The organism is Pseudomonas sp. PA-6-3C, assembly GCF_021605825.1.
In the GTDB taxonomy this organism is placed as follows: Bacteria; Pseudomonadota; Gammaproteobacteria; order Pseudomonadales; family Pseudomonadaceae; genus Aquipseudomonas; species Aquipseudomonas edaphica.
Genome location: NZ_WKDV01000020.1, coordinates 13,630 through 29,893, shown reverse-complemented (window position 1 = coordinate 29,893; position 16,264 = coordinate 13,630). Strand labels below are relative to the sequence as shown.

Here is a 16,264-nt window from a genome sequence, read left to right as displayed (position 1 = left end):
CACCGGCGCAGACGTTGTCTTTACTCTCGCCCGCTACCTTCCTTCGCTTGAATGAGAACACCATGACCGCTACCTCACACGCTTCAAGCACCATGACCCGAGGCATGGTGATGCTGTTTGCGTTCTGTTGCGGCGCCATTGTTGCCAACATCTACTACGCCCAGCCGATCATCGAGTTGATCGCGCCGGACATCGGCCTGACCCCGGCACTGGCGAGCCTGATTGTCTCACTCACGCAAATCGGCTATGCCTTGGGCCTGTTCTTTCTGGTGCCGCTGGGCGACCTGCTGGAAAACCGCAAGCTGATGATCATCACCAACCTGGTGGCCATCGCCAGCCTACTGGGTGCGGCGTTTGCCGAGCAGCCGAATGTGTTCCTGCTTGTGTCGTTGCTGATCGGCTTCAGTTCCGTCTCGGTGCAGATTCTTATCCCGCTGGCCGCGCACCTGGCGCCCGCCGAGTCCCGAGGCCGTGTAGTCGGCAGCATCATGGGCGGCCTGTTGCTGGGCATCCTGCTGGCGCGGCCGGTGTCCAGCCTGGTGGCTGACCACTTTGGCTGGCGTGCGATGTTCATGGCGGCGGCCGCGGTGATGGTGTTTATCAGTGCCGTGCTGATGCTGACTATCCCCAAGCGCCAACCCGACCACAGCGCCAGTTACGGCCAACTGCTGGGCTCGCTGGGCACCTTGCTGCGCAAGCAACCGCTACTGCGTCAGCGCGCCTTCTACCAAGGCTGCATGTTCGCCACTTTCAGCCTGTTCTGGACCGCTGCACCGTTGGAGCTGGCGCGTAACCACGGCCTGAGCCAAAGCGAAATCGCCCTGTTTGCCCTGGTCGGCGCCCTGGGCGCCATCGCCGCGCCTATCGCCGGGCGCCTGGCCGATGCCGGGCACACGCACCGCGCTTCACTGCTGGCCATGCTGTTTGCCGCGTTGAGTTTTCTGCCAGCCTTTGTGCACCCGTTGTACAGCGTGATCGGCCTGGCGGTGACCGGCGTGGTCCTGGACTTCTGCGTGCAGATGAACATGGTCCTCGGCCAACGCACCATCTACGCCCTCGACGCCAACAGCCGCAGCCGCCTGAACGCGCTGTACATGACCAGCATCTTCATCGGCGGCGCCTTCGGCTCGGCGATTGCCAGCAGCGTGTATGAACACGGCGGCTGGCTGGGCGTGATGCTGGTGGGCAGTGCGTTCCCGCTGGTGGCGTTGTTGCGGTTCCTGGGTGCTTCGCGCCAGGGCTCACCCGCGATTGCCTCATAATCCTGGCGGCCATCAGCGGCTCAACGCCTCTCAGCGAAAATGCTGCATGGCCAAGAGGAAGCGCTGAACATCCTCCGAAGACGTGTACTGAGCAAAGCTGATTCGGACCACACCATCATTCTGGTCAAGGCCGAGTGCATGGAGGGTTTCAGGGCTGAAGTTATTGCCATGCCAGAGGCGAATGCCCTGCCGGGCCATATGCTGGGAGACCACCGCACTGGGCGTCGACTTGAGTGTAAAAGACAGGGTTGGAACTCGACATTGCAGATCATGGGGCTTGCATAGGCCATAAATCTTCACTTCGTCCAGTGCTTCGAGCCCCGCCAACACCTCTTGCACCAAGCGTTGTTCATGGGCAATCACCGCGTGCATGCCACTCACGATCTGATTGCGTTGGCTCCCATTCACAGGGCTGCCACCCAGGGTGCGCCCTATCCACGCTAAATGCTCGATCGCTCCTCCCACACCCGCGATGGCCTCCCTGCTTTTAGTTCCGGTTTCGAACTTGTAGGGAGGCTTATCGAGCGTAGGTCGAGGTTTGTAGGCAATGAGCTGCTCAAGCAGAGCAAGACGGCCCCACAGAACCCCCTGATGAGGTCCATAGAGCTTGTGCGAAGAACAGGCCAGCAAGTCACACCCCAAGGCCTGGACGTCGATCACGCCATGCGGGGCGTACTGAACCGCATCCACGTAGACGATCGCGCCCATGTTTCTGGCCAACGCTGCAACTGCTGCTACATCGTTAATCGTGCCCGTGACATTGTTCGCATAGCTCAAGGCTACGACCCGGGTGCGCTCAGTGATCAACGAGGCTGCCTGGGATAGATCAAAACCATAGGTTTCGAAATCGAAAGGTAGCCAGCGCACGGTTAATTCCAGGTCTTTTGCCAATTCAAGCCAAGGGGAGATATTGGCTTCGTGGTCTGAACGGGTCAGGACGATCTCGTCGCCCTTGCGCAGGCTTCGCCCGATGCAACGCGACATATGAAACGTCAGGGCGGTCATGTTCTGGCCGAAGACAATTTCCTGCGCACACGATGCATTAAGCAGTGCCGCTGCAGCCGATCGCGCGCGGTCGAGATCCTGCTCGGCAATGATGGAGGTCGAGAAATGCCCCCCCAGATTCGCGTTGTTTTCAATGGACGCCCTGACACTCGCCTCCAGTGCCCTGCTGCACATCTGCGTGCCTGCAGCGCCGTCAAAAAATACCGCACCCTCCAGAGAGGGCACGGAAAAGACCGGAAACTGCTGCCTGATTAGCGCTACATCCACAATGCCGCTCCTTGTTCAATGCACAGATGCCTCAAGCTTTCAGATCGCTGACACCGATACCCTGCGCCAACAGCAAGTCCCTGATCCGATCAGACTCTGACCAGTTCTTCATCAGGCGTGCGACACGTCGCGCCTCAATCAAACTTGCCTGCTCCTGGGTTAATTCAACCTGTACCTCGTCAAACAAGCCCACGCTGAGTATGCCGTCAAAACTACGCAGTAAATCGAGGCGTTCGGCGTCATCCAACACATCAGCCTTGAGCACCCACCACAGCTCGGCAACCGCCCCTGGCGTATGCAGATCCTTATCCAGCGCGCCGAAAAAACGCGTTTTAGCTGCAACATACTCTGGCGAGAACGAAGCCTGCGGCTGGACATTGTCGCCCTGGATCTGCGCGATACGCAGCCGAGCCTTGCGTAAGGCGGTCGACGCTGCGTCCAGGGCATCCCACGAGAACGTCAACGCGCTGCGGTAATGGGATCCCAGTACCAGCAATCTGAACGCGAGCGGGTCGTAGCCTTTATCGATCAGTGTGTCGACTGTGAGGAACTCGCCCTTGGACTTGGACATTTTCTCTGCATCGACATTGAGAAACTCACAGTGAAACCAATAATTGACCCAGCGGTGGCCAAAACAGCATTCCGACTGGGCCACCTCGTTGGAGTGGTGCACATTGATATGGTCAATACCCCCGCAATGGATGTCGATTCGATCGCCGAGATAGCGGCTTGCCATAGCCGAACATTCAATATGCCAGCCCGGAAACCCAAGCCCCCAGGGCGATTCCCACTTCATGATCTGATCGGGAAATTTCGACGTCGAAAACCATAACGCGAAATCCGACTGTGAGCGCTTCAGCGGGTCATGAGCAACCCGGTCGGTAGCTTGCTGGTCTTGAAGTTTCAGCTGGCCCAGTTCGTGATAGGTGGGAAATTTTTCCAGGCTGAAGTAGACATTTCCGGCACTGATATAAGCCACGCCTTTTTCCAACAGTTGCTCGACCATGGCGATTATTTCAGGGATATGCTCCGTCGCTCGGCATACGATATCCGGCCGTTTTACATTCAACGACGCGCTGTGCCTGAAGAATGCCTCCTCGTAAAACCGAGCAACCTCCCAAGGGGTTTTCTGTTCACGCGCCGCCCCCAGCATCAATTTGTCATCACCAAAATCAGCGTCCGATTGCAGGTGGCCGACATCCGTGATGTTCATCACGTGCCGCACACTGAAACCCTGCTCGCGTAACGTTTTGGCGAGCACATCCTCAAATATGTAGGTACGCATATTGCCGATGTGGGCGTAGTGATAAACCGTCGGCCCACACGCATAAAACCCCACGTTTTTCCCTGCAACCGGGACGAAGGGCATTAGCGTCTTACCCAGTGTGTTGAATAATTCCATGTGCCATCCCTAGGTTTCTTATTTCTGCCGGTGCGGGCTCACACCTTGATTCAGCCTGCCCGCGCCCTGCTACGGTCAATCTCCAGCCACTCACGAACAGACGCACGATCCCATGCCCGAAGTGCGTAATCTTTGAGTACATCAGGAACTGGATCATCACTATAAATAAGCCGATTCAACATGCCTGCAGCGTCAACATCGGCAATACACCACTCGCCCAGTAAAAACATCCGGCCGTCGCGCAAGCTGTGCGACAAGCCCTCAACCAGCCGTCGCGCGTCGCTCGCAGCCAGTGGCCCGAGCGGCTCATGGGCAGGTTCAATAAAGATGGTTTCGGTGGGCCGCTCGCCGCGCAAGTTGAAAAAATCGCTCCTCAACCAAGCCTGAATCTGCCGGGCCTGGGCTCGCGCCCGCGCATCAATGGGATACAACGGTTTGTTCACCGAACACTCATTCACGTACTCGGCAATCGCGGACGATTCGGTCAGCGAAAATCCGTCCTCCACCCACGTCGGTACACGCTGCGTCAGCGAAACCTCACTGAAGGGTTGCTGGTGGTGATCGCCACGGGACAAGTTCAGATAGTGCATGTCAAACGCCACCTGACACTCACGAAGGGCCACGAAGGCCGACATCGCGAACGGTGAAGTACATTGATGATCGACATAAAGTTTCATGAGCGATGCTCCGCCAATTGGAAGGTTCGGGCCAGGTGCGACAAAGCGCTCAGCACAGGTGCGCGACAACTGCGCTACTGAGTTTCACGTCAAAAAAGCCGGTGGCTTGAGCCTCTTTCTCACGGATCCACAGGTAGTCTGCATAGGTGACCGCCGGGTCTTCGTGAATAAGGTAGATAAACCCGTAATTGGTCGAAATGCCGATGGTGGGCGCAACACTGTCGCCTATCTGCGGAGCTCTGATCATCTTGAAAAAACTCGGCCTGGCGCTCAGCTCATCGAGCCAATGCCGATGCACAACGGTGCCTGACACGCTATTGATCATGCCGATGACTTCACAGGTCGCATTCGAACGATTGACTTTATCGAGCATGGCATCAAACGCCGTTGGGTCGGCGTAACAGGCCACGCACAGATTGACCGCATTCACCCCACTTACACGCGTCATTGCGCTGAGTTCCTGGGTGCCCATCATCCTGGCCGCCCACTCGATCAACTTGGGGCCGTCCGCTGTCACCATCACTTCAAGAAACGAAGGCCCAATGTGCACTCCAAAGGCATCCAGGCAACGTTGCACATAAGCGATGATCGGCGCGGCCTCTTGTGATTGCAGATCAATCAGCACTTCGCGGTCATTGACCACGCCAGCGCCCAGTACACGCTTGCGATTGTCTCGCCAGATTTCAAACACCAAGTGCTCGCCGTCTCGTGAAACCGCTTGAATCAGGTACTGCTGCCCAGCCAGATGCTCCATTGCCAACATGCGATCATTGATAAACCCCATTTCGTTGAGCCGGCCCAACTCTTTGTCGATGGCGTGACGGACTTGCTCTTGATCAAAGCAAAAGTAGATGCCGTCGGCACCCGCGCTGTTCACGGGTTTGATGACCACCGGCCAGTCGCCAATCAAATCGATGGCCTGGGGTATATCGTGTGCGTGATGGATCAGCGCGACGCGTGCGGCCGGAATCCCCAGGTGATGCAGGCGCTGCGCCATATGCCATTTATCGCGGCGGCAAGGGGACAATGCCGTGCCATTTCCCGGCGTGCCCATCAACTCGCTGAGCTGGTCCGCCAATTCAACGCCAGACTCACACCCCGGAATGATAAAGGCCGGCTCAAAAACAGCCAGAGCGTCGGTCAACGCCTTGAGATCCTGGGTCGCGACAAACAGGTGCTGAAAATCATCGGGCTGAAAGCTATCGACGTCGTAATCGAGAATTTCAGCGGATGTCTGCACGTGAATACAAGCAAAGCCACGGAGCTTAAGTTCGTCAGCAAGGCGCGCACCGGTGGAATAAGCATCAACAATCACCGCATATTTCATACGTTAACTCCTTCAGTCGGCAGCCGACTTAAATGGGCATAACCGTTATAGGTGGCCGCCATGCAAATGAGGATGACGCCGATGAAACTGAACATTGAAAACGTCAGCCTCGAATCAGCAGCTTGAAAAATGATCGTAAATAGCGGTGCCATCGCCAGGATGGCTTCAATGGTCACAGGTTCGCAGCGCTTTATGCCTTCCTGGAGTAAAAGCAGCGGTAATATCACGCCTCCCAATGCCAGCAGGGTTAACGTCACTAGATGCTCGACCACCGCAGACAGCGCGCCGGTATTCAACGCTGCGTAGGTGCCCGAAATCGCCAGCAACAGATAAAACCGATGTGCGTAGAGATAACGACTGGATACACCATGGTCGGCGACCATTTTTGAAAGAATCGTGGTCAATGCCATGGCAACACCGCACACCAGCATCATCAGATAACCCAGTAATACCTGATACCGTTCTGGTTCATCCTGGACCGCGGTGCGGTCAGCAAATGAGGCCCAGCACAAATAGAGACTGGCGAAAACGATAAGACCAGCGGCCAAATAATCGGCACCGATCATGACTGCCGACGGGCGCATCAGCTTGTTCAGTATCAATACCGACACCATCCCGACACCGCCCACCAGCGCACTGACAATTGCCGGTTCGACCCATTTCAAGGCACACAGAAAAGAGATCCACAGCGCAGCCGAACTGAAATTCAACATCACCACGCAACGTCTCACGGACGCTTTGTGGGTGGTCAGGCTTTGCATCCCGCGGGTTGAACCGGGGTTCAACAGGTAACTGATAAAAAACACCGGCCAAGCGATGGCAAACAACACGAATGTCACGACAACCGTGTCGAGCGCTTGTACCAACATACCGAAGTAAACTTCCTTAAGCCCGTCCACTGCATTGACGAGCATCAGGGCGGTTATCCCGATAAATAAACTTTGAGCTGCACGCATGGCGAGAGGTCCGCTGGTTAAATCGTACTTAAAGAGCGCTCAACGTACGCACATTGCCTTTACGTGATTGCTTATAGCGTTGAAGCAATTGCTCGGGCGTCAACTGGCTGGATAACCTCCCGGCTTCATCAAGACCCTGCTGAATACTCTCCAGAATCGACGTGCGCGCCTGTACCGATAACGTATCAAGCGGGTGCGCCCTGAGCGCTTCAATGCCATGCAACTTTTCCAACACGGCGTAGGTAATGAGATCGGCCAGCGTCGGAGGATTAATCACGAAGCCTATTGAAAACGACTCCTCATGGGCCACCGTACTGTGCCAATAGCCACGCGGCATAAAGGTTGTGGTGCCCGGCTTGACTAACCGCACCTGTTTATTTTCAGGCATCACGCGCGGTAAGGCCGCCCCTGTATAGGGCTGAATACCGTCGGTGTAAAAGCGGTTCGGGTTGTTTGGGAAAAACGGATAAATCGGATCGGGCAATGCGGTATTTTCGGCAAAGGCCCAGGTCTTCTCGCCCTTTATCTGGATCATGAAATTCGTTTCGTGATCAAAGTGCGTGGCGACCTCTACGCCATAGTTGGCGGCAAACGCTTCACAGCTGACATAGTGCCGTGGAATATCCAACACACTGGCCAGCTCATCACAGGCCTTGGAAATGGTCGGAATCGCTTCCAGGTCCTTTATATAAACCATCGCGGCACCGTCGTTGTAAGGCGCAAGAGCGTCGGCTGACTTTGCCACGGTGATACGTTTGCCTCCGGGGAAAAGCAGATCGACAGATCCCGGCAGTGCACTGAAGAGCTTGCGGATATCCTGGAACTCATCCAAGGCTGCCAACGCGCTGAACCGGCTCATCTCACCGTCCGCGACGTAGGCGTGTTTCGGCCAGCATGTTCCCAGGAACGTCTCGGTTTGATCACCAAACATCTGCTGCACTATATTCATCACGGTTCCATCCTTGAAGCGGCGCGCAAGGCGCGCCGCCGGGTCATTCACACCGCAGCTGCTTGCGACTGGGCTTTCAATGGAGCATGGGCGCCAGCATTGGACTTATTGAGATACCCCTCGTAAACCCGGGCAAGCTCGTCACTGCGCTCTTTCAATTGCTGCGCGGCATTGGCGAAAAGCGCGTGCTGTTCTTCGTGAGACAAGCCAACCATTTCCCCTTCGGCACGTCCAAGCGCATTAAACAGAAGCTTGGCCAGCAACTCCGTCTCCGAACGTTCGTGGCCGATGCGCTGGCAGATGGTTTCGACAACCGCTGCATGATCATGGAAATGCCAACCCAAGCGGCACATACGGAATTTTATCGAGACCGGTGAGTCCTCCCACCAGCTGCGGGTGGCGTCGAGCTCGGCATCGCTGATACCCGAGAACTCCTCAACCAATTGCTGATGACGCTGCTCCCAAAGCGCCAGCAGAGAATGGAGGTTGCCGAAGTTAGACGGCGCTGGGCCATATTTTTCCCAGTTGAGCATCGCCGGGCTGACCTTATCCGTTCTCTCGATATTCGAGCGGCTCGCCTCCAGGGTCGAACGTATGGCGGGGGCATGCGCCCAGAACTCAGCCATGACGCAGTGCACAATATTGTTGCGGATCGTGCGCTGCTTGCCGAGGGTGTAATTCTGATGGAGATGCTGCTGATCGTATTCAGCGCCCTTGAGCCCGATGAGGCTGGCCTGCAGATCCCGGAATGCCACTTGCCAGTCACGAACGATCATCTGCGCACGACTCAAGCCTCGACCTTGCGCGTTTCGCTGTTGCGCTGCGTCCGTGGCAACATCCATCAGCATTTGATAAATACCCAGGCACAGTTCACGCAGACAGTCGGTGTAATGCGCCCAACCGCCTTCACCCTGTACGCCGGGCCAGTCGACCATCAATTCATGATCCGGCACTTGAATCAGCGTATTGCAAAAACGTCGCACTTCTCGAGCGATAGGGGTCTGCGCAATCCCCGTTTCGGGCAGGCTGTCTTCAGGATATTGCCCACGCGCCTGGGCGATCGGCAGCCAGTACTCAGCTTCACGCACTGCGATACTTTCGGCATCGCGAGTATCCAGTCCTTTTCTCAGGAGAGACTCAGCCACGCTATAGTTGTGGGAGGCCATCGCCTGTTTAGCCAGGCCTACCGACAATTGCGCGAGGACTTCTTTGGCATCGATATCACCGGCCACATCGTGATGCACACGGCAATAACCCAAGTCCAGCCTTGTGTGCAGGGGAGCGCCCAGGAACTTGTGGTAAATATCCCCCTCACTGGAAATAAGCTGGAGGACCGGCGACATAATAAAAATGTGGCTGCCTACCAATTCTGAAATACGTGGATCCGGCTTGTCGTTTTCCACTTCGACCCAGACTGGAATCACCGAGCCGCTGACCGCTCCAATCAATTGCGGATCATTCAAAACACTGTCCACCAGCCGGTTACAACCGCCACATGAGCGGCTATTGAAATAAATCAGTATCGGCTTACCCGTCGACTTGGACTGCGCGATGGCCTGAAGGTAGTCCTGGTGACGAATCCAATCAATCTTATTAACTTGGTTCATTTCGATGCTTCCATTCACGGTGATTGAACATTTCGTTAGTATGCAGCGTGTACAACGTCATTCAGCAACTGCGTCCTCGACGCGGGACTCAGCCACAACGCCTGAACATCCGAAGCCAACGTATGCAACGGATCACAATACAAAAAGAACTTGTCTTTCTTAACCGCTGGCGCTCGGTAAACAGCCACACCTACGTGCTTGTCATAATAATCAAAACTATGAATATCACGTTTACCGCCACCACCCGGCAAGTCCACAATAAAGTGCGGCGTGTTATGCCCGGCGATTAAGCCGCGCGTCGACTTCTCCAGGGCGATAGAGTCGGCAAGGCTGGTTCTTAGTGTTTCTACGCCCCGAATCATGTCACCTTGAAAACAGTAATATGGACGCACATTACAATACGCCAGGCACTCATTCAGCCGATGCATGTCCGTCGCGTTATTATTAACGCCTTTCAAGATAACCGCCTGATTTCTGACCTCCACACCCCGCTCATACAAAATCCGCAGTGCCTTCACCGTCATGTCGGTAATTTCATTAGGGTGATTGAAGTGCGTATGAATGGCGATCGACTTACCCATTTTGCGTGCACGATCGGACAAGCGAGCGATGGCATCGGTCCATTCGTGATCACTCTGGATTTTCATCGGCAGTACAGCCAACCCCTTGGTGGCAAAACGCATGCGCCGCACGTGGGGAATCTCCAGCAAACGCTCGCCAATATCAGTGATCTGCCGCGCTTTGAGGCGATAAGCATCGCCACCGGAAACCACCACATCCTCCACGCTGGAGTTGGCTGCTATGTAGCGAAACGCCGGCTCCCAACGCTCTCCAGGTGCATTGATTTTCTGCTTAGTCACCACATCGGTATCCAGCCCCACCGCATAACTACGGGTGCAGTAACGACAGTAGACCGGGCATACATTGGTTGCCAGAAACAACACACGGTCCGGGTAACGGTGAGTAAGGCCCATGGCGGGGGAGTCATTCTGTTCGCCCATCGGATCAAGCTGGACCATGGGGTGATCAACTTCGATTTCCGACGCCAGTGGCAAGAACTGTCGACGCAACGGGTCAAAATAAGGATTAGACCAATCAATCAATGACAAAATATAGGGTGTCAGTCTTATCGACATCGGGGCCAGTTGATGGCCCTTCTCAATATCGCTCACAAAACCGGCAGGCGTTATATCTTTGATGAGATCGCCCAGTACCGCAACACTGGTCACCGCATTCTTTTCTTGCCAGAGATGATTGAGAAATGTATCCGCATCCACCGAATGCCAACGCTCCAGCTTGCGCCAAAATTCGTCTTGCCTGAATTCATACTTGGAGGTGCCCTTCTGCTCAACGCATTGCCCCGTGAATGAACTCACTATCACCGAATTCAAACGGTCAGCCACTGAGTCATATTCCACATTTTCACCCGACATGTTTGCAGTCCCTTTCAAGCGGTGGCGTCCATAGACAGACAATACTGAAAACCATCTTTAAATCAACAAGCCTTTGTCTTTTTTTATTTTGCTTTTTTACACTCGACGGCCGTCGAGCCGCATTAAAACCTGCAACTTAATAACGCCTCGCCCGCGCAACTAACCACGCAATCGACTGTGATACTTAGTCGATATTCAACGCATGAGCAGCGTAAGGTGAGTGTATTTAAAAAGGCGGGATTTCATCCCGGCGCAGTCGCTGTTATCAGCGTGTGACCGCCGTTACCGGGCCGGTCGTATCAGCCTGACCTTGCACCGTCGCCGGCACCGCTGTTGTCGAGGGCTGGACCAGGTACTGCACCACGTTGGCAATGTCTTCGTCATTCAGGGATTTGGCAGCCGCTACCATGACAGGGGACGGGCGAGAAGCGTCGCGGAAGGCACGCAGTTGGGAGTCAAGGTATTTGCCGAACTGTCCTGACAACTTCGGATAGTCGGCATTTTGCGAATCACCGGCCACGCCATGGCATGAAGAACACGCAGGAATACCACGGGTATGATCGCCTTGATTGAACAGGCGCTCGCCCATTTGCGCACTCTTCACCGAAGTTTCCGTCTGCTCATCGGCCTGGCATGCATAAGGCTGGGCTCTGAGCACCCCGCCCATTTGCGTACACGTGCCTTTGGGCACAGCCATCCACTCGTTCGGGTCATTGTCGACCTTGCTCGATTCCGAGCAGTCATGCAGGCAACTGCTGTCGGAGCAATCATTGTGCCCTGCCTTGGCCACACCGTAGCAGACCTCGGTTTCTACTGTTTTCTCGGTGGCTGCATCGGCCAACGCAGCACCGCTGATAGAAGCCAAGGCGGTGGCTACCAGAATATCTTTTAGATTCATCACGCAAGTTCCCGGTTAAGGATGGGTACATTCAATTATTTTTTTTACGCTCACGTACGTGAGCCAACTAACATTGGAGCCAGTCAGGGGTTATTCATCAAAGATGTGAAGACGACACTGAGCCGATCGGAGCCTTTCAGGGCTCGGCGATCAAGGTGGGGCAGAAGATCAGACGAAGGGAATGAACCAGGCACTCGACATGACGCCGAAGCTCGGAGCTTTTGTGTCCCGCAACCAGAAGGTTCTCCGGCCGACACGACGCAGAGGCGGCTGTTAAGCAGATCGGATGCATGTGTTGCTCCTTGCAAAACTTTGCCGCACGGGGCGGCATCGTCGGAATCCATTCCTGACCCGGGTCTGCGACGCGTCTTTCTTAGCCAAAGACGCACGCTGCCAAGCGTATCGTTACCAGATCAGCAAAGGAGCACGGACAGTGCTTATTCCTGAATGCACACTTGGTAACTGCTTTTGTTCTATGCGTTATTTTTTATAGCCCATGGCTTAAATATGTCGAATTAATTCAGACCGGCAAATGTTTCAAGATGTTAAAATTGGATCCAATCATCTGAAAGCCCTTGGTTCCCGGCCACGGCTCTGCGCGCCTATCCTGGGAAAGCGGCGTGACACCCAGTGAAACAATGCTGTTCAAAAACCTACGGTATGGCGACCAGCAACCCATCACACAACCAGCGCGTCACCCATGCAGCGCTGTCAATGAACGCGCCGTCATCGCGATTCATTGCATAGTGTTCCTGCGCGGCCAGCAGTGCATCCCCCAAGGTCGCATGCTCCAGCAGACGGGCCAGTGCAGTGAACTCCCAAGCATCAACCTCGCGAACCTCCACGCGCCAGCCACTTCGATACACCAGCGCCGAACAGGCGCCACCGGCCACCTTCGGCACGCTCTGGTCACCCTTGTTATGGGCCGCCCAGATAGCAAAGATCGGCCACCCACTGCTCACCAATGCACAACCCGGAGCCAAAGTGAGTTGCGTACTTTCCAGGGCCTGGGCACCTATCGCCGCCATTGCCCGAGCATCCAATGCATTGACGTCACTGGCTGTGCAGGCGCAATGAACTGCCCACTCCAAGGCTGCCACGTCGGCGAAATACGGATACGCTGCCACGGGCACATAAGTACCCAGAAACTCCGCGAGGTGCTCACCGAACCGCCCCAGATCAGGGTGATGCGAGGGATACCGTTGACCATAGGAAAAAGCCAGGGTGCGAAAGAATTCATCGCCCACCAATGCCTTGATCACCGGATGAGTGAGTGCCAACGATTGCTCCTGATGCTGCCACAGGCCACTGCGGTAGCGAGCGAAGCGTCGTTCACTACCCGATACACCGGCCAGCAGCCAGCTCTGCGGTAAGCGGGGTGATGGAGCCGGGTCCTCCAGAGCGCGGGAAAATTCGAGCTGTAACACCGCCAGTTCTTCAAGTGTCATGCAACACCTCTTCGGCAATCGCCCTGGCGATCCGTACTTGATCAAGCAACTCGCCCAGCGGCGGCAGGTGAGTGTCCCATTCGACCAGCACCGGCACCGGCCCAAACTGACGCAAAGCCGTGCGATACAACGACCAGACCGGCTCCGCCACAGCACTGCCATGGTCATCGATCAACAGCCCCTCAGCGTGGCTATGGCCGGCCAGGTGCAATTCGCCAACGCTGGTCGAATCCAGCCTGCGCATCGCCTCGAGCGCAGGTTCACCGTGGTTGCACTGGTTCACGTAAAGGTTGTTCAGATCAAGTAACACAGCACTCCCCGTGCGTGCGACCACTTCAGCGAGAAATTGGGTTTCTCCCAGCGTGTCGCCCTTGAACCGCAAGCTGGTGGACACGTTTTCGAGCATGAGCGGCCGGCCCAGAGCGTTTTGAACCTGATCGACCCGATCACAGACCAGGTTCAGTGACGCCTCCACCAAGGGCAATGGCAACAAATCATTCAAGCAGCGCCCTTCCACAGCCCCCCAGCTCAAATGCTCCGAAATCAGAAAGGGGTTGATCAGCTCGGCCAAGGCCCGAATTCGCTCGACATGTGCGTTGCTAAAGCCATGGACTGAGCCGATACCCAAACCGACGCCATGCAGGCTGATCGGGTAGCGCTGTGCCAACTGACGGAGGATATGCAGGTCTTTCCCTCCGGGGCCCAGGTAGTTCTCCGTATGAACCTCCAGCCAATCGACCGCAGGGTGATGGTTCATGAAATCTTGATAGTGGGGGGCTCTGAGGCCAACACCAATCCGTGGTAACGGGCTCACTGGATAATTCACTCGCGTAATGGTCCGCCCAGGATCATAGCGCAGCAGGGGCGCTGAGCCCGGCGTTTTTACCGAACGTTATCGTGCAGCAATGGGTGTCTCAGGACCTGTATAGCCGGGCGCCGGAATTGACCGGTTAACAACGCACCCACTTCTCCAACGCCGCATCCGCCAGAATATTCTCGCCCTCATCGAGCGCGCTACCGCCGAGCTGATCGCTTCCGGCAGGTCGAATGGCGAGTACCAAGGCTCAAGCGTTTGTGGAATAGGGAGAAGGGTTACTGGCTTAGCGCCGCAGCGCTGAACCTGGGGATACGGCCGTTAAGCGAGGGCCAGTAGCTGAACCGGCCAGCGTCCGCCAGCAAGGCAGGCTGATGACGCAACAAACCCAACAGCGCTTGCGCGGCGATCGTCAACGCCATCTGTTGGCCTGGGCACTGATGGCGCCCGATACCAAAGCTGAACAGACGCCGTTGCGTGCGCGCCAGCACAAAACTGTCGGGATCGAGGTTGGCCTCAGCGTCCCGATTGGCCGATGCCAGCAGGACTAAAACACTCTCTCCCGCCGCCAACACCCGGTTGCCGATGGTGCAGCGCGCCGCCACGAATCGCCGTGTGTTTTGCACCGGTGAATCGTAACGCGCCACCTCCTCCACCAGCGCCGTGGCGAGGGCTGGCGTGCGCATAATCTGCGCAACCCGCTCAGGGTGCCGCGCGAGCATCACCAGTGAGTTGCCGATCAACCCGGCGCTGGCTTCGCAGGTCTGCGACAACAGGCCGATCAAATTGGCCGTCAATACCTGCGCACTTTCCCAGTTGCCACTGCGGATATGAGCCAGCAGCGCTGTTTCTTCCAACACCGCACAAAACATCTGCTGCAACTGCGACGCGCCGGCCTGCGCATTGCACAACTGCGCTTCACTGCTCAGCGGTGAAAGGCCGGCGACAAACGCCCGCGTTAGCCCGGCGACACACGCCAGCTGTGGCGCCGGGCATCCCAGCAGCGACGCGACCACCGAGACGGGCAAGGTAAACATCAGCGCATCCAGGGTCTGCACGCTGCCGATCAACCGAGCGACCCGTTCAGCAATGGCCGACGCCTCCACCGCCGCCAACGCCGGTTCAATCGCCGCCCGCGGGCATCGATGCGCCGGGCCTTCGTTCATGCGCATCAACCGCGCAAAAACCTGTCCTGCCGCGCCCTGTGCAAGCGCCTTGGGCACCGGCTCATGCAACGGGCGTACGCGACAATCCGGGTGTGTCAGCACCGCCTCCACCGTCTTGGCGCGGCTGGCGACCCACAGCCCCAACTCGGCATCGAACAGCAGTTCTTCATGGCGACGCAGGCTTGCGTAATACGGATAGGGATCAACATGGGTAGCGGCTTGCAGCGGTGTCATCCGGGACGTCCTGTGCTTAAAGAAGCGTTACTATCGGCCCTCCCACGCGGCAATGATTCGTTCAGGAACGAAATATGAACGCCTTTGATGATGACGCGGCACTCTCACAAATCGCCGGTGCGATAGCAGAGCCTGCGCGCACAAAAATGCTCTGCGCGCTGATGGATGGCCATGCGCGCACCAGTACCGAGATGGCCGTGATTGCCGGCGTCAGCACCTCAACGGCCAGCGCCCACTTGGCCAGGCTCAAGGACGATGGCCTGCTCACGCTGCACACCCAGGGCCGACACCGTTATTACAGCCTCGCCGGCGCACACGTGGCCCAGGCCATCGAAGGGTTGATGGTGATCAGCCGCAACACCGCCCAGGCATTTGTCCCCAGCACGCCCAACCGCCTGCAGCTCGCACGCACCTGCTACGACCACATGGCCGGCACGCTGGCGGTGCACCTGCACGACCATTTCATTGCCTCTGGCTGGCTGATTGGCGACGGCACCTATGCACTGACGGCCCCCGGCGAAACCGCAATGATCGCGTTGGGGCTGGATATGCCTGCGTTGCGCGCGCAACGTCGGCGTTTCGCCTGTGCCTGCCTGGACTGGAGCATGCGCCGCCCGCATTTGGCCGGGGCATTGGGCGCAGCGGTCTTGCAGTGCGTGATTCGTCGTGGGTGGGTGACTCAGGATCTGGACAGCCGCGCGCTGGGGGTCACCGCCAATGGGCGCAAGGCGTTTGCAGCGCGCTTTGGAGTCGAGTGGTTGAAGCAAGAGCCAGATCAAGTGCAAAGCAAAAGCCTATCTACCTGATGCAACACAGTCT

Annotated in this window: 14 protein-coding genes; 2 read left to right on the top strand and 12 right to left on the bottom strand. The window is 56.6% G+C overall.

All coding sequences use genetic code 11. The annotated features are described in order from the left end of the window. Nucleotides 1–62 precede the first annotated feature (62 nt). The gene (locus GIW48_RS15155) at nt 63–1,262 is read left to right on the top strand and encodes an MFS transporter (RefSeq protein ID WP_170039945.1); all 1,200 of its coding nucleotides are present in this window, start codon (nt 63–65) and stop codon (nt 1,260–1,262) included. A 30-nt stretch (nt 1,263–1,292) separates the two neighbouring features. On the opposite strand, the gene GIW48_RS15150 is transcribed toward GIW48_RS15155, so the two are convergent. The 12 genes from GIW48_RS15150 to GIW48_RS15095 all read right to left on the bottom strand — a co-directional run bounded on the left by GIW48_RS15150 (nt 1,293) and on the right by GIW48_RS15095 (nt 15,445). After that, nucleotides 1,293–2,534, bottom strand: a complete 1,242-nt coding sequence (locus tag GIW48_RS15150; RefSeq protein WP_017136231.1) for a cysteine desulfurase-like protein — start codon at nt 2,532–2,534, stop codon at nt 1,293–1,295. A 31-nt stretch (nt 2,535–2,565) separates the two neighbouring features. Beyond that, nucleotides 2,566–3,936 (bottom strand): cysteine--tRNA ligase, encoded by a 1,371-nt coding sequence (gene cysS, locus GIW48_RS15145; protein ID WP_017136230.1) that lies wholly within the window; start codon nt 3,934–3,936, stop codon nt 2,566–2,568. Between the two features lie 50 nt (nt 3,937–3,986). Next, the gene (gene yfcF, locus GIW48_RS15140; RefSeq protein WP_017136229.1) at nt 3,987–4,613 is read right to left on the bottom strand and encodes a glutathione transferase; all 627 of its coding nucleotides are present in this window, start codon (nt 4,611–4,613) and stop codon (nt 3,987–3,989) included. Between the two features lie 49 nt (nt 4,614–4,662). Beyond that, on the bottom strand, nt 4,663–5,940 hold the full coding sequence (locus tag GIW48_RS15135) for an ATP-grasp domain-containing protein (RefSeq protein WP_017136228.1): 1,278 nt from the start codon (nt 5,938–5,940) through the stop codon (nt 4,663–4,665). Further along, nucleotides 5,937–6,896, bottom strand: coding sequence for an EamA family transporter (locus tag GIW48_RS15130; protein WP_080593748.1), 960 nt, complete (start codon nt 6,894–6,896; stop codon nt 5,937–5,939). The genes GIW48_RS15135 and GIW48_RS15130 overlap by 4 nt, the downstream gene beginning before the upstream one ends. A gap of 28 nt (nt 6,897–6,924) precedes the next feature. Further along, entirely contained in the window at nt 6,925–7,896 is a 972-nt protein-coding gene (locus GIW48_RS15125; RefSeq protein WP_157786482.1) for a JmjC domain-containing protein, read from the bottom strand. Then, entirely contained in the window at nt 7,893–9,452 is a 1,560-nt protein-coding gene (locus tag GIW48_RS15120; protein WP_017136225.1) for a thioredoxin family protein, read from the bottom strand. Before GIW48_RS15120 ends, GIW48_RS15125 begins: the two co-directional genes overlap by 4 nt. Before the next feature lie 35 nt (nt 9,453–9,487). Continuing rightward, entirely contained in the window at nt 9,488–10,885 is a 1,398-nt protein-coding gene (locus GIW48_RS15115) for a KamA family radical SAM protein (RefSeq protein WP_017136224.1), read from the bottom strand. Between the two features lie 265 nt (nt 10,886–11,150). Beyond that, nucleotides 11,151–11,783: a BufA1 family periplasmic bufferin-type metallophore gene (gene bufA1, locus GIW48_RS15110; RefSeq protein WP_017136223.1), complete on the bottom strand. Its 633-nt coding sequence runs from the start codon at nt 11,781–11,783 to the stop codon at nt 11,151–11,153. A 653-nt stretch (nt 11,784–12,436) separates the two neighbouring features. After that, the gene (locus GIW48_RS15105) at nt 12,437–13,231 is read right to left on the bottom strand and encodes an HvfC/BufC N-terminal domain-containing protein (protein ID WP_017136222.1); all 795 of its coding nucleotides are present in this window, start codon (nt 13,229–13,231) and stop codon (nt 12,437–12,439) included. Continuing rightward, nucleotides 13,221–14,045: an MNIO family bufferin maturase gene (gene bufB, locus GIW48_RS15100; RefSeq protein ID WP_017136221.1), complete on the bottom strand. Its 825-nt coding sequence runs from the start codon at nt 14,043–14,045 to the stop codon at nt 13,221–13,223. The genes GIW48_RS15105 and bufB overlap by 11 nt, the downstream gene beginning before the upstream one ends. A gap of 278 nt (nt 14,046–14,323) precedes the next feature. Then, nucleotides 14,324–15,445, bottom strand: coding sequence for a cytochrome P450 (locus GIW48_RS15095; protein WP_236472911.1), 1,122 nt, complete (start codon nt 15,443–15,445; stop codon nt 14,324–14,326). Between the two features lie 74 nt (nt 15,446–15,519). Here GIW48_RS15095 and GIW48_RS15090 point away from each other — a divergent pair, with 74 nt between their 5' ends. Further along, nucleotides 15,520–16,251 carry an ArsR/SmtB family transcription factor gene (locus GIW48_RS15090; RefSeq protein ID WP_186617333.1) on the top strand — a complete coding sequence of 244 codons (732 nt, stop codon included), beginning with the start codon at nt 15,520–15,522 and terminating at the stop codon, nt 16,249–16,251. Nucleotides 16,252–16,264 lie beyond the last annotated feature (13 nt).

What these genes read in the sequence shown, in the direction of transcription:
- GIW48_RS15105 (WP_017136222.1), bottom strand. Translation starts at nt 13,231, where the DNA reads ATGACACTTGAAGAACTGGCGGTGTTACAGCTCGAATTTTCCCGCGCT.
- GIW48_RS15090 (WP_186617333.1), top strand. Translation starts at nt 15,520, where the DNA reads ATGAACGCCTTTGATGATGACGCGGCACTCTCACAAATCGCCGGTGCG.
- GIW48_RS15095 (WP_236472911.1), bottom strand. Translation starts at nt 15,445, where the DNA reads ATGACACCGCTGCAAGCCGCTACCCATGTTGATCCCTATCCGTATTAC.
- GIW48_RS15135 (WP_017136228.1), bottom strand. Translation starts at nt 5,940, where the DNA reads ATGAAATATGCGGTGATTGTTGATGCTTATTCCACCGGTGCGCGCCTT.
- bufA1 (WP_017136223.1), bottom strand. Translation starts at nt 11,783, where the DNA reads ATGAATCTAAAAGATATTCTGGTAGCCACCGCCTTGGCTTCTATCAGC.
- cysS (WP_017136230.1), bottom strand. Translation starts at nt 3,936, where the DNA reads ATGGAATTATTCAACACACTGGGTAAGACGCTAATGCCCTTCGTCCCG.
- GIW48_RS15130 (WP_080593748.1), bottom strand. Translation starts at nt 6,896, where the DNA reads ATGCGTGCAGCTCAAAGTTTATTTATCGGGATAACCGCCCTGATGCTC.
- GIW48_RS15155 (WP_170039945.1), top strand. Translation starts at nt 63, where the DNA reads ATGACCGCTACCTCACACGCTTCAAGCACCATGACCCGAGGCATGGTG.
- GIW48_RS15115 (WP_017136224.1), bottom strand. Translation starts at nt 10,885, where the DNA reads ATGTCGGGTGAAAATGTGGAATATGACTCAGTGGCTGACCGTTTGAAT.
- GIW48_RS15120 (WP_017136225.1), bottom strand. Translation starts at nt 9,452, where the DNA reads ATGAACCAAGTTAATAAGATTGATTGGATTCGTCACCAGGACTACCTT.
- yfcF (WP_017136229.1), bottom strand. Translation starts at nt 4,613, where the DNA reads ATGAAACTTTATGTCGATCATCAATGTACTTCACCGTTCGCGATGTCG.